Source organism: Amycolatopsis pigmentata, from assembly GCF_042684065.1.
Lineage (GTDB): Bacteria > Actinomycetota > Actinomycetes > Mycobacteriales > Pseudonocardiaceae > Amycolatopsis_E > Amycolatopsis_E pigmentata.
This window is the reverse complement of sequence record NZ_JBHUKR010000006.1, coordinates 315,977-329,725: the sequence shown is the minus strand read 5'-3', so window position 1 is coordinate 329,725 and position 13,749 is coordinate 315,977. Positions and strand designations below refer to the sequence as shown.

The 13,749-nt window shown below is 66.0% G+C and carries 11 protein-coding genes; 7 read left to right on the top strand and 4 right to left on the bottom strand.

Annotation, left to right across the window (positions count from 1 at the left end; translation table 11 throughout):
• Positions 1–376: 376 nt before the first annotated feature.
• Positions 377–2,665 (bottom strand): CaiB/BaiF CoA transferase family protein, encoded by a 2,289-nt coding sequence (locus ACFSXZ_RS09545; protein WP_378263483.1) that lies wholly within the window; start codon positions 2,663–2,665, stop codon positions 377–379.
• A gap of 1 nt (position 2,666) precedes the next feature.
• Positions 2,667–3,995: an MFS transporter gene (locus ACFSXZ_RS09540; RefSeq protein ID WP_378263481.1), complete on the bottom strand. Its 1,329-nt coding sequence runs from the start codon at positions 3,993–3,995 to the stop codon at positions 2,667–2,669.
• 378 nt (positions 3,996–4,373) lie between these two features.
• Between ACFSXZ_RS09540 and ACFSXZ_RS09535 the strand changes: the two genes are divergently transcribed.
• Positions 4,374–4,664 (top strand): hypothetical protein, encoded by a 291-nt coding sequence (locus ACFSXZ_RS09535; RefSeq protein ID WP_378263479.1) that lies wholly within the window; start codon positions 4,374–4,376, stop codon positions 4,662–4,664.
• 628 nt (positions 4,665–5,292) lie between these two features.
• Here the strand turns inward: ACFSXZ_RS09535 and ACFSXZ_RS41265 are convergent.
• Together ACFSXZ_RS41265 and ACFSXZ_RS09525 are read right to left on the bottom strand one after the other, a co-directional pair.
• Positions 5,293–5,808: a hypothetical protein gene (locus ACFSXZ_RS41265; protein WP_449224270.1), complete on the bottom strand. Its 516-nt coding sequence runs from the start codon at positions 5,806–5,808 to the stop codon at positions 5,293–5,295.
• 107 nt (positions 5,809–5,915) lie between these two features.
• Positions 5,916–6,626: a GntR family transcriptional regulator gene (locus ACFSXZ_RS09525; protein WP_378263475.1), complete on the bottom strand. Its 711-nt coding sequence runs from the start codon at positions 6,624–6,626 to the stop codon at positions 5,916–5,918.
• Between the two features lie 689 nt (positions 6,627–7,315).
• On the opposite strand from ACFSXZ_RS09525, the gene ACFSXZ_RS09520 reads away from it, so the two are divergent.
• From ACFSXZ_RS09520 to ACFSXZ_RS09495, 6 genes are all read left to right on the top strand, one after another.
• On the top strand, positions 7,316–8,293 hold the full coding sequence (locus tag ACFSXZ_RS09520; protein ID WP_378263473.1) for an ABC transporter substrate-binding protein: 978 nt from the start codon (positions 7,316–7,318) through the stop codon (positions 8,291–8,293).
• An 89-nt stretch (positions 8,294–8,382) separates the two neighbouring features.
• Positions 8,383–10,044 (top strand): ABC transporter permease, encoded by a 1,662-nt coding sequence (locus ACFSXZ_RS09515; protein ID WP_378263471.1) that lies wholly within the window; start codon positions 8,383–8,385, stop codon positions 10,042–10,044.
• Complete coding sequence (locus ACFSXZ_RS09510) at positions 10,037–11,098, top strand: ABC transporter ATP-binding protein (RefSeq protein ID WP_378263469.1); 1,062 nt, start codon at positions 10,037–10,039, stop codon at positions 11,096–11,098. Before ACFSXZ_RS09515 ends, ACFSXZ_RS09510 begins: the two co-directional genes overlap by 8 nt.
• 26 nt (positions 11,099–11,124) lie before the next feature.
• Positions 11,125–12,540: an acyclic terpene utilization AtuA family protein gene (locus tag ACFSXZ_RS09505; RefSeq protein WP_378263467.1), complete on the top strand. Its 1,416-nt coding sequence runs from the start codon at positions 11,125–11,127 to the stop codon at positions 12,538–12,540.
• Positions 12,533–12,892 (top strand): DUF4387 domain-containing protein, encoded by a 360-nt coding sequence (locus ACFSXZ_RS09500; RefSeq protein ID WP_378263465.1) that lies wholly within the window; start codon positions 12,533–12,535, stop codon positions 12,890–12,892. Before ACFSXZ_RS09505 ends, ACFSXZ_RS09500 begins: the two co-directional genes overlap by 8 nt.
• Positions 12,885–13,718 carry an SDR family oxidoreductase gene (locus tag ACFSXZ_RS09495; RefSeq protein WP_378263463.1) on the top strand — a complete coding sequence of 278 codons (834 nt, stop codon included), beginning with the start codon at positions 12,885–12,887 and terminating at the stop codon, positions 13,716–13,718. Before ACFSXZ_RS09500 ends, ACFSXZ_RS09495 begins: the two co-directional genes overlap by 8 nt.
• Positions 13,719–13,749: the final 31 nt, after the last annotated feature.

Below are 13,749 nucleotides of genomic sequence, written 5' to 3'. Positions count from 1 at the left end.
CGGATCACGGCGCGCTCGCGCGGGGTAATGCCGTGCCAGGTAGAGAATTATGTAAGGACCGCCAACGAGTTTGCGCGCCGACGACTTGATCGACGTCTACACGGAACTGGAGGAACGAGCCCAACGAACTGCTCGCGCTGTTCCAGCAGGCCTTGGCCGGTGGCGAGGATCTGTGGCTGCTCGATCCCACCGAGACGGGGAGACCAAGGAATACCCGAGTTCCGGGGAGCTGTTTCACCCGAGTAAGAAACTCATGATCAGGCTCGCCGAATGGGGAAGCCAGTGACCTTAGGTCGGCGTGTCGTGTGGCCCGCCCCCTGGCGTACCGGAAACTGTCCCAGAGCCCTGCACGAGCCCCGCGTCCGCAGCGGATTGGTCATTGGTTCCAGCCGTGTGGCAGGGCCGCGGTCTGTACCGCCCAGCGGCGTTCCAGGTGCTCGATCGACGCTCCCAGACCGATCTGCTCCAGGACTTGGACGGCATCGGCGCCGGGCCGCCGCACCGGGTCACCGGCCTGTGATGGCGTCGCCGACAGGCCGATGGCGACTCCGGGCATCGTCACCTCGCCGACCTCCTCTGAGGTTTGGGCGATGCTCAGCTGCCTGGCGCGGACCAACGGGTCGGTCATCAACGCGTCGAGCCGCATCACCTGATGCGCGCCGATGCCCGCTGCCTGCAAGGCGCCGACCCAGAAGGTGGCAGGCCGCAGGGCAAAACGGTTTTCCAGACCGATCGCGATCTCGTGGTCGGTTGCCTCGTCGCCGAACGCACCGTCGAGGCCGTCGATCGTCCTCAACTGCTGTGCGTCGGTGGCGCCGAGGAAGAACCAGCCATCGTCGGCGCGATAGAAACGCTGGAGTGCGTTTTCTCCGAGGGCAGCGGGACCGGATGGTTCGCCGCCCTCGGCACCGGCGTAGCCGAGCAGATAGGCGGCTTGGTGGTAGGTGCCCGTCTGGGCGAGTGAGGTCCGGAGCCGCAGCCCCTCGCCGGTCACCGTGTGGTGATAGATCCCCAACGATGCCGCGAACGCGGCCATCACACCGGTGCCGTAGTCGAGCAGGTTGTACGGACCGAGCACCGCGGGCTTCCCGCCGGGGCCGCCGGCGCGCGCCATGATGCCCGTGACCGCTTGGCCCTGAGTCTCGTACCCCCGCCCTTGCGCCCACGGCCCGACGCCGCCATAACAACTGACCGACACGTGCACGATGCCTGGTTTGCGTGCGCGGACGCTCTCGTAACCGATGCCGTACCGTTCCGCCGTTCCCGGTGGGAAGTTCTGCACGATGACGTCGGCATCGTCGACCAGGCGCCAGAAAACCTCCTGCCCGGCGGGGTTTTCGACGTCGAGCAGGATGGTGTGCTTGCCGCGGTTGACGATGCCGTGCGCGGCGATCTGCCGCTGCGGCGCGTTGACCTTGACGACATCGGCGCCCAGCTCCGCGAGGATGCGACCACAACTGGGACCGGCGAGGATCTGCGTCAGGTCGAGGACACGCAGCCCCGCCATCGGGCGTTCCCGCTGCCCGCCGCTCGCTTCCGCCGGTGGCGCCACCGGCTCGTCGAGTTCCCCCAGGATGCCGGCGCGGTCCGCGTCCGGCAGATGCCGCGGTTCCAGCGGATGGTCGAGGCCGTTGTCGTCCTGCTCGTCCCCGACGTGCACGGGCACGCCCGCCATCCACGTCGGGCCGAGGCGGGGGTCGTCGAGGCACGTGATCGCGCCGGACGCACGGGCGTGCGGGGTCGCGAGCCATTCGCCGGAAGTCCGGATGCGGGCGAGCGGAACTCCCGCGGAATGCCCGAGGTCCTCCCATTCCTGCGCGGTCCGGGTGGCGAACAACTCGGTGAGCCGCCGGCGCAGCACCGTCTCGTCGCCATCCGTCGTCCACTCCGGGTGCCCCGCGGCCTGCAAGAACCATGTGACGAAACGCGGCGTCGCGCCGATCGGATTGAACTGCACATAGTTGCCGTCGGCGCAGGCGTACGTCCCGCTGCCGAGTTGCGCGAGCGGACGCTGAGGCGGAAGGCCACGCGAGGTCACATAGGTCCCTGCGTCGCCGATGGCCTCGAAGACCGCGTCGAACAGCGGCACCGACACCCGTTGACCACGCCCCGAGCGGCATCGCTCGACCAGCGCACTGACCACGCCGACAGCGCCGAGGAACGCCGCGAAGTCGGAGGCGATCGGTACGCTCGAATAGGTCGGCCGCGTGGTGTCCCAGCCTTCGGGAGCTTCACCTGCCCTGATCCGGCAGTTGCCGGTCGCGGCGTCGATCACGCCCTCCCATGCGGGCACGGCCGCGCGCGGGTCCTCCGGTGCGAATCCGGGAAGCGAGCAGTAGATCAGACGCGGCGCCTGATCTTTCAGGGCGTCCCAGCCGAGCCCGAAACGATCCATGACGCCCGGACGGAAGTTCTCGACGAGCACGTCGGCCCGGGTGACGAGCCTACGAGCGATGTCGCGGTCACGGTCGTCGCGGAGATCCAAGGTGATCCTGCGCTTACCGCGGTTGTAGAAGGCGTCCGGCGGTACGTCGGCCCCCGGCGCTCCTGGGGCGTCCACATGCACGACATCAGCACCTTGATCGGCCAGCATAACGGCGACCAGCGGGCCGGCGATGTGCCGCCCGAAGTCGACGACCCGGACGCCCGTAAGCGGTTTCGACATGTCATGCCTCCTGGGGGTGAGATTCGGCGACGGTGGGTGGCTCACCGTCGCGGAGGTCGTCCAATGTCCGGCCGGTGGTCAGGCGGGTGGTGGAGATCGCCAGTGCGTACACGACGAAGATCATCCCGAACGTGATCCACACCGCGGCGAAATCCCACGCCGCATACACGGCCACGGCCAGAAGAGGCGCGATCGCGCCGCCGATGTGCCCGGCGCCGTTGCTCAACGCCACGCCCGTGCTGCGGATGTGCGTGGGAAAATGCTCGGCGGTGAGGAGATACACCACAGCGCTGGCCAGCCCGGTCTGGAATGACACCAGACCGAATCCGATGAGAATCATCCAGTTCGACGGGTACAGGCCCAGCGCGAGCAGACCAGTCGCGGGCAGCAGGGCGATGATCGCGGCGACCCACTTACGCGGCCACCGGTCGCCTACGCGCAACGCCGCGAGACCGCCGAGCAGCAAACCGGCGCTCTGCCCGAACGTCAACTGGATGCTGTGGGTCAGGCTCAGTCCGTGCTGGGTCAGCAGGGTGATGCCGAGACCTCCGATGCCGTAGGCCGGCATCGTCTGGCAGGCCCACACCAGAAGGAAGGTGAGCGTCCAGCGGAGGTTCGGGCGCCGCACCAGAAGCAGAATCTGGCTGCGCCAGTCGCCCATCGGTGTGTCGGGCTTGGTGGGTACGATTTCGGGCAGCGCACCGACCTCCCGGCTGGCTCGTTTCTCGGCTTTTTCCACCGCGCGGTCGGCCGCGTCGTAGCGGCCAGTGGCGACCAACCAGCGCGGGGATTCAGGCAGGAGACGATATCCGAACAGGAAAATCAGCGTCGCCACCACGGGAATCGCGAGAAGTACCCGCCATCCCCAACTGTAGCTGGGGACCAGCCACACCGCGATGAACGGGGTCACCGCCGAGCCGAACTGCGCGGGCAGCGACGCCATCGCCATCGACCGCCCGCGCCGCGCCGCCGGCGACAGTTCGCTGATGTAGGTGCTGATCACGGCGATCGACGCACCGACACCCATGCCGCCGACGACCCGGAAGATCGTGAACATCAGCATCGACGTGCTGGCCGCCGTGCCGAGTGCGCCGAGCCCGTACAGCACGATCGCCGTCAACAGTCCGGCGCGCCTGCCCAGCCTGTCTGCCACGATGCTGTTGAGTGGCGATCCGATGATGTAGCCCCAAAGCCCGAGACTGACCGCGGTCGCTGCCGCGGTCGTCGTCGAATGGTGCTCGGCGATCACCTTCGGCAGGGAGGGGCCCACGCTGGAAATCTCGAAGAAGGAGAAAAAGAACACCATTCCGACGAGCGCCAACACGCTCACGCCATAGGGCCACACCGGTATTCGGTCCAGCCGGGCGGACACCAAGGTGCCGGGCCCGTCCCCCAGACGCCTGTCCCTTCCGGTTACTGCGCCATCCGCCATGCTCACCACAACCTTCGTCCACGTTGACTGGTTGAAAAGCGTTGTCTGGGGTGCCGACTTCGAAATTCTGCGACAGCTGGGGTAACGAATTATTCGCGCTCCTGCGATCGGGACTGCGGACCCCTGTGAGATTAACCCTGCCGACCCGCGCCGGAAAGCGACGATAACTGCACAAGTTGTTGACATTTGGTCAACGCGTCGACGGCAATGGCGTACCCTGAAATGCGGGATCTGAGGTTCCCCGCGGGGAGTGGACACCGAGTCGGCAGGGTTGTAGTGGAGCGGCGCTTCGACAAGGGCCGGCTGGATGCCATCGGGCTGACCGACTTCACCGACCTCACCTGCGGCGAGGGCGATATGTATCTGTACGCGATCCGGGATAGGCGTTCCCGCCGCGTGCTCGGGCACGTCGTGGCCGAGCACATCGGCGCCGACATGGTTTGCCAGGCCGGTGACACCGGCATGACCTGCCGTGGCGGCGGGGTCTCCGGCACGGTGCCGCACTCCGAGCGTGGCGGCGAGTTCACGGCAGGGTTGACCTTACCAGCCGGACTGAAACACTCGTAAACTGCTGCGACGCCCCGCGGAATCGTTCTGGTCGACATTTGAATACCGATACTACCACCGCCATATCCTGGCCACCAAGGTGGAACTTGTTGCTTCGGTCGAAAATTGGATCAACCAGTACGGCAATAGGCGACGTAACTCCACTATTGGGATGCTCGGTCCTTTTTGCTACGAGGGATCCCTGACAGGTGCAGCGGAAGTTGCTTGAACACCTGTCCACCGCCGGGTAGACGGCGGGAATTTCACCCGCCGTCCCCCATAGATCCGGAGGTGAACCTCTCGGTTCATCCGGCTCGTACCGTTCAGTTGTCAGGTCGTGTACCGCAGCGACCAGTGCGCGAACAGGGTGGGTGACCGTTGCCGGAAGCCTTTCAGTCACGTCCTCCCCTTCGCTCCCCAGCCCACTGCGATACGCAGGCGGACCACAGCTACTACAGGCGAGTCCGCCAGCGTCCCCGCCTCGGTACCCCTGCTCCTCGCGGTTTCCACCGCTTGGAGTCCCTTAGGTTCAACGTGTCAGCGCAACACCCGTCGTGACGAGGGGTTTGTGTTGGGACGTCCAGCCATATCGGTCGAGGTGCAGCGCTCGTTCTGGAAGTGGATCCGCAAAGGTGAATTGCCGGCAGGCCTACGAAGACCATCCCGAGCGCCCATGTGCAGCCGGCGCCCCAGAAGAACTGGAGACCCAGCAGTTGGGCGAGCTCCACTGCGCGCCTGAGCGCGTTACCCGGCGTCCATCGACGGCCGACAGCGGCGCGCCGCTGTCGAAGTGCAACGCCAAGCTTGAACCGAACACCAGGCCAAGCAGTCCTGCGGCGACTCGTGTCCCGTCCAGTGCTGCCGCTATTTGCCAAAACGCTGCGCCGAACAACACCGTGGGCAGCAGGTATACGCCGACCGACCAAGATGGCAGGTCGGTGCCGAGCTGCCACCACGCCAGACCAACAAAGAGATTGCGAACCAGCTCGTTATCTCGCGGCCCACCGCGGAAGCGCACGTCGAACACAACCTCACCAAGCTGGGATTCACCACCCGTACCAGATCGCCGCATCGCCGTCGAAAAGATTGACGAACAGCCGTAACGCCGGTTGGTCACCGTCGGCCGAGTCCAAGCGGACAGATCCAAAATGCCTTTTCGCACCATTTAGGATGGCAAAGCGTGATGAACTCCAGCGTATATATCGCGGCGGACGATCTGGAGCGCCTCACTGTGGCATACCTGGGCTTTCTTGCGGAAGAAGCAGGGCAGTTTCATCCCTTATCGCCCCGTGGATACGCCTTCGATGCCGGCTCATGCCGTGGTTTGATCAGATTGTCGGCTGTGGTGAGCAAATGCCCTCGCACAGCCGCTTCGGCGGCGGCCGGATCCCGGCGGCGGAAAGCATCGAGAATCACGTCGTGATCCTGGATCGCCAGACCCGTTCTAGTGTCGTCAAGGGCCCGGGCTTTGGCGACGCTGCCGAAGATGGAGACGCTGTCAATCATATTCTGCAACGCTTGGTTGTCCGCCACCCGGATGATGACGAGGTCAAACCGGCGACCGATTTCGACGATATTGGCACGATCGGTACCGTCGGCCGCGTTCTTCAACTCGTCGACAATTCCTTCGAGTTCGGCCACATCGTCATCGGTCATGTTCGCCGCGGCGAACCGGGCTTGGGCCGCGCGAAGGACCACTTCGATGTACATCAGCTGCCGGATCGTTTCCGGCGAATGATCGACGACGCTGCTCTTACTGCGGTCGCGCCGTTTCGTCAACCCTTCGAACTCCAGCCGGTGCAGTGCTTCGCGCACCGGCGTCGGACTGACCCCTAGTCGCACGGCAAGCGAGCGTTCGGTAATCGCCTCGCCCGGCGCGAGTTCGCCGGACGCGATGTACTCGCGGATCGCGCGGTAGGCCTGCACCGCGAGAGAGTCGGGTCGCTGCAGTTCGGGAAACTGCTTGCTCGACGGAGATTCCACCTGGTCCTTCAGTCATCGGAAATGAACGGTTCCGAGAAGGCCGAATGCGCCCCCCTCGGTGTTCTCCGGCGCCACACCGCCCGGCAGTGCCGGCGCCAGAAGCAGTAGTGCCGTGTCTAACACAACGGCCCACCATCTGCAATAGCAGATGGTGGAGCCTTCACAGGGAAGGGACGACCGTCACACACTTGGTGACCGACCGGCGGCGACGACCAGCCGAAAAGGTCGAGTAAGACAAGTCGGTCACCCGGACGGACGCTCTTGTGTCACGTGACACCTGAGGTTATGGTACGTCTGCTATAGCAGATGGCAGTTGTCAGGTTCGGGCTCCGCAAGGGATGGCTTCATGGACTCCAGGTAGCTTCAGGGACTCGCACGCCGCTCATCTCCGGCTGAGCCGTCGCGGCGCCGAACGACGGGCATGATCTCCGCCCGCACCGTGCCGCTGCCCTTCGTATGCCCGAAAACCGGCTACCCGGAATCCAGCGCCACGTTTCCAGGATTTACGGCAAGAATCTTCTACGGAGGTTGGGACAATGAAGTTCTATCGGCTCCGAGCGCAACGCTGGCTGGTCACCGGCGCGGCGCTTGCGATCGCGGTTTCGGCCGGGGCGTGCGCGTCCCCGGGAGGCTCGGACACGAACACGGCGCCGGCGGCGCAGGCCGCTCCGCAATCCATCGATTCTCTCGTGGCGGCGGCGAAGTCGGAGAGCGGACTGACGATCTACGGCAACGCTCCGAACTCTTTCTTCAAGCCGGTTATCGACGCCTTCGAGAAGGCATACCCCGGGCTCAAGGCGACCGAGACCAACCTGAGCGACAACCAGGTGTTCGCCAAATACGAAGCCGAGGCGGCACAGGGCGCGCGGACTGCGGACATGCTGATGGCGAGCGCGCCGGCTTCCTGGATGCAGGCGGAGCAGAACGGTGTCACGGCGAACGTGACGCCCCAGGGCTTGGCGGATTTCCCGCCCGAAACCAATCAGGGGCACGGTGTCTATGTCATGTCGCCGGAGCCGATTCTGACGGTGTACAACGCGAAACTGCTCACCGGGTCACAGGTGCCTGCCAGTTACGCGGATCTGGCGGCCCAGGCGCGGGGCAACCCGGGGCTCTACCGGCTGGTGTCGTATCCGATCGACAACGAGTTGGACTACGCGGGGATCTACGGGTTGGTGCACATTCTCGGCGAGAGCAAGGCGTGGAGTTACCTCGATGCGCTCGCGGCCAATACCAAGACCTATGACGAGGGTTTGGACGCGCTGCAGCAGTTGGTTCAGGGCGGCGCTTCGATGGATTACATCGCATCGGGGCTCGTTCAGGGCTGGGCCAAGCAGTACGTGGGCTTGGCCGGCTACGAATTCATGAAGGACGCGACACCTCTTATCCCGCGTGCGGTGGCGGTGACGGCGAAGGCGAGCAGCCCGGCGACGGCCCAGCTGTTCCTGGACTTCCTGTTGAGCAAAGCCGGTCAGGACGCGTTGTGCGCGGGCGGGTTCGAGGCGTCGATGAACAACTACACGCCGGCCAACGGCTGCACGGCTTCGCTGGCCAACCTCAAGCAGCAAGTTCCGGACGGCACCGTCTACACCGTGCCGATCAACCAGGCGACGCTCGACGCACAGCCGGGGATCACCGCCCGCTGGAAGCAGGCGTTCCACCGATGAGCCCTCTCGCCGTCGCTCCGGCGACTGACCGTTCTGACGTCCCGTCGGCGCCCTCTGGGCCCCGACGACGGGCGGCGCCACTCGCGAGCTTGCCGCAGTGGGTGGTGTGGGGCGTTCTGGTGGTGCTCGTGGTGGGACCGCTGCTCCCGCTGCTGCTGGCATCGTTGCGGAGCAAACCCTATTACCTGCCCGGCGGCACCTTCACCTTGCATGCGTATCAACAACTTTTCACCGATCCGGACTTCTGGATCGCGGTGGAGAACACTGTGCTGTTCGCCGTCTTGACCACCGCCTTGGCCGTCACGGCGGGAACGGTGTTCGCGATTTTGTGTGGCCGCACCAATATGCCTGGGCGAAAGGTCTACGGCGTGCTGCTCGTGGCGCCCGTGGTGATTCCGCCGCTCGGCCTGATCGTCGGCTGGGTTTCCGTCTACGGGCAGAGTGGCTATCTGACGGGGCTGGTGGCGAGTCTGCACCTGCCGGTGTGGAACCTGTCGTCGATCCCCGGCATGGCCGTGCTGGGCGCGGCGGTGACCACTCCGATCGCGTTCCTGACGTGCCAGTCGGCACTCGCCGGCTCGGACACCGCGCTGGAGGACGCGGCCCGCAGCGCGGGAGCGGGTGCGTTACAGGCGATCACGCGGATCACCGTGCCCCTGCTCCGTCCGGCGATCCTCAACTGCGGTGTACTGATCTTCACGTTGTCCCTGGAAGTCCTGGGCATTCCGTTGTTCCTTGGCCAGCCATCGCATATCAACCTCTATGCCACCTACCTGTATCGCGCGTGGAACAACAGCGGTGTCCCCGACCCGCCGTTCGTTAGCGCCGGCGCGGTGTTGCTGCTGGTCGTCGTGACCGCGCTCCTGCTCTTGCGCACCCGGCTGGCCGGCGCGGAGCAGAGGTTCATCGCGACTTCACCCCGCGGAGGGATCGGCTACCAGCCGCTCGACCTGCGAGGGTGGCGACGGCCGCTCGCGGTGCTGGTGGGCTTGTTCATCACGGTGACCAGCGCCGTCCCGCTGGTCGGGCTGGTGGTGATGTCGAGCGTCAAAGCCCTGACCACCCTGGTGGCTCCGTGGGACCTGCTCACCGGTGGCAACTGGCGGCAGCTCGTCACGGACAGCACCGTCCGCCGGGCGATCATGGACAGCCTGTTGATCGGCACGCTGGGTGGCGCGGTGACGGTCGCACTGGTCGCGGTGGCGACGCTGATCGCGCACCGGTCGGGCTTCCCCTTGCGTCGCACGATCGCGCCGTTGCTGGCCTATCCGCGGGCGGTACCCGGAATCATCCTCGGTATCGGTTTCTTCTGGTCCTACCTGATGGTCGAGCCTGGCCCCTATGTGCGCAACAACATCTGGGGCGAAATGATCGTGCTGTCGGTCCGGAACATCACCCTTGCCTATGTGGTGATCTATCCCAGCCTGGCCAGGATCAACGAGGAGCTGGACCGGGCCGCCCGGGCCACCGGCGCCGGCTGGTGGACCACGGCAGGCCGGGTGCTGCTGCCGATCCTGCGGCCATCGCTGGTCGCGGCGTTCCTGCTGGTATTCGTTTCCATCCTCAACGACTACGACCCCGTCGTGTTCCTGCAGAAACCCGGCACCGAGGTCATCGGAGTCACGATGTTGCAGTTCTGGCAGAAGGGCGCGCTCGGCCCGGTGGCCGCGCTCGCGGTGGTCCAGATCATTGTCGTCGGTGTCGTGCTCGCGATCGGAGCCCGCGTTATCCGAAAGGGGCGTCATGCCTGAGATCCGTGTTCGGAACCTGACCAAATCCTTTGGCGCTCATCGGGTTCTGGACGATGTCACGTTCACCGTGCGCGACAAGGAATGCGTGACTTTGCTGGGCCCGTCCGGCTGCGGCAAGACCACCACTTTGATGTCCATCGCCGGATTCCAAACCCCGGACGACGGCACGATCGTCTGCGGCGACCACGTGTTCCTGAACGCGGAAAAACGGATCGATGTGCCGGCCGAACGCCGCAACCTTGGTATCGTATTTCAGTCCTACGCGGTCTGGCCACATCTGACCGTGGCCGGGAACGTCGGTTTCCCGTTGCGGATCCGGCGGCAGCCCAAACGCGTGATCGCCGAGCGGGTGGCCGAAGTGCTCGCCCTGGTCGAATTGGACGCCTACGCCGACCGTTACCCCTACCAGCTTTCCGGCGGCCAGCAGCAACGGGTCGCCCTCGCGCGGGCCCTTGCCTACTCTCCCGACGTCCTCCTACTGGACGAGCCGTTTTCCAATCTTGATGCCAAACTACGGGAACGGGCGCGCGAGTGGCTCAAGCAGCTTCAGCACAGCCTGGGGCTCACCACCGTTTTCGTCACGCACGACCAAGACGAGGCGATGGCCCTCAGCGACCGCATCATCGTGATGTCCGGCGGACGGATCCTGCGCGAGGGCACCCCCGAAGAGATCTACCGCGCACCCGCCGACCGCCGGGTCGCCGAGTTCGTCGGACAGTGCAACTTCCTCACCGGAACGGTGCAGGCCGACGGCGACGGCACCCGCCGGCTGCTCGTTCCCGAGTTCACCGACGGTATCGCGGTGTGCGGCAAGCCCGATCCGGGCGCGGGGCCGGAAGCGACCATCGCGGTGCGGCCGGAGGACATCGTGCTCACCACCGACCCCGGCGACGGCCCGGAAGCGCGGGTCCTCGACACGTCCTATCTGGGCGACCACTACGAGTCCCAACTGGCGTTGGGCGCACTGCGGCTGATCGTGCGCACGACCGCCCGGCCCGCCGCCGACGCGCTCCACGTCCGCATCCCGGCAGGGGTCGCCACGTTCGTTCACTGACCGATCCGGCCGAGGAGAAACACCAGATGACCGACCCAGACCACGACACCACCCCGATCGCCCAGCCCACCACGGGACAACCCATCCGAATCATTTTCCCGGTAGGCATGCTCGGCGCCGGTTTTCCCCCGGACACGGTGTCCCGCGGAATCGCGCTGGGCGCCGACGCGATCGCCGTCGACGCCGGATCGACCGACTCCGGCCCGTACTATCTCGGCACCGGAACGGCCAAGACCACGGCCACCGCGGTCAGCCACGACCTGCGCATCCTGCTCACCCAGGCCCGCGCGGCGGGCATACCCCTGATCGTGACCTCGTGCGGCACCTCCGGGACCGACGACGGCGTCGACTGGCTGGCCGAAATGGCCCTGGACATCGCGAAATGCGATGGGCTGACATTCCGGATGGCCAGGATCTACAGCGAGCAGCACGTCGACACCCTCCTGGCCGCGCTGGCCGACGGGCGGATACACCCGCTGCCGCCATCGGAGCCGGCACGGGAGGAGACTCTGCGGTCCTGCTCGCACATAGTCGGCGTAATGGGTCACGAGCCGATCGCGGCTGCTCTGGACGCCGGTGCCGATGTGGTCCTCACCGGCCGAGCGACCGACACCGCCTCGGTCGCCGCCCTGGCACTGCGTCGCGGGCTGCCGCCCGGACCGGCCTGGCACGCGGCGAAGACCGTCGAGTGCGGTGCCCTGTGTACGACGGACCCCAGCACTGGCGCGGTTCTCGTGACCGTCGACATGGACGGCTTCACGGTCGAGCCGCTGGCCGACACCGCTGCGTGCACGCCCACCACGGTCGCCGCCCACATGCTCTACGAAAACGCGGACCCCTTCCGGATGCGGGAGCCCGCAGGCACACTGAACACCGTCCATGCCACCTACACGGCGCTCGACGACCGGCGGGTCCGCGTCGCGGGCTCGCGATTCGAACCGGCCGAGCAGCACACCATCAAGATGGAGGGCAGCGCGCCTGCCGGCCACGAAACCGTTTCACTAGTAGGAATCCGCTCTCCACGGGTCCTTGACGACCTCAAGACGTGGGTGAGCGACCTGGAATCGCACGTTACCGAACGCACGAGGGTGCTGTTGGGGATCGAACCGGAGGACTACCAGCTCAGCCTCCGCTGTTACGGCTCCGACGCCGTGCTCGGGGAGCTCGAACCCGAAGTGTCACCACCTCGCGAGGTCGCTGTGCTGTTCCGGGTCCGCGCGGCCACCCAGGCGCTGGCGACGGCGATCGCCAAAATCGCCAATCCGTCGCTGTTGCACCACCCGTTACCCCAGATGACCGACCAGCCCAGCTTCGCGTTCGCCATGTCTCCGGCGGAAATCGAGCGGGGTGTCGTCTACGAGTTCGTCCTCAACCATGTCGTGGACGTCCGCGCACCGGCAGAACTGTTCCGCGCCGAATACAGCGAGGTAGCGCATGCCTGAACGGGTCCGAACCCTCGGCGAGATAGCCGAACTGGTCCGCTCGAAGAACGCCGGACCATTCTGGATAACCATCGACGCGTTCTTCACCAGCGACGCGGACTACGAATTGGTCACGAAATCGGTAGTGGTGAACCGGACCACCATCGCCGGGCTGTACCAGGCCGATCCGGCCCTGCTCATGATCTACCGGCTACCGAGCATTCGCGTGATCAAGGTGTCATTTCCCCGCCCCGTCGTGCAGGGTTCGTTCACCGACCGCGACATCCACTCCGGCCAGCAGCACATCCCCCTGGCTGGCCTGCGCATCCCGGCCGCCGGCCACCCACTCCGTGCGGAGTCTCGCGATGCCTAACCGACCTGACAGTTTGCGAGGCCGCACGATCGTGATGTCCGGTGGCAGCCGGGGGATCGGACTCGCCATTCTGGTCGCCGTCGCCCAGCGCGGCGCGAACGCGGTGCTGCTGGCCAAAACCGACCGGCCGGACCCTCGCCTGCCCGGCACGGTGCACACCGCCGTGGCAGAGATCGAACGGGCAGGCGGCAGGGCCGTCGCGGTGGTGGGCGACGTGCGATCGGAGACCGACGTCGAACGGGCCGCCGATGTCGCGGCAAGCACTTTCGGCGGCGTCGACATTGTGATCAACAACGCCAGCGCGCTCCACACTCGAGGCACCGCCGAGGTGACATCGAAACGGTTCGACCTCATGCAGTCGGTGAATTCGCGTGGCACGTTCCTGCTCACCCGGGCGTGCCTGCCACATCTGCGGCGCGCCCACGACGGCCAGATCCTCACGCTGTCGCCACCGATCAACCTCGACCCTGGGTGGCTGGGCGCGTTCCCGCCCTACATGCTGTCCAAATATGGCATGTCGCTGTTGACTCTGGGCTGGGCGGCGGAGTTGGCCGACCACGGTATCCGGGCCAACTGCCTGTGGCCACAGACCACGATCGCCACCGCGGCGGTCGTCAACCTGCTCGGCGGGCAGGAAGCCACCTCCCGCGCCCGCAGCCCTCAGATCATGGCCGACGCCGCGATCGCCGTACTGACCGACCCATCCCGGCCCACCGGCAAAACCCTGCTCGACGAAGAAGCCCTGGCCTCCGCGGGCATCAGCGACCTCACGCCCTACGGCGGCGGCGAGAGACCAGAGATCGACCTCTTCGTCGGCACACGGTGACAGCGGTCGCCGAGGCTCCAGTCAATCAGGA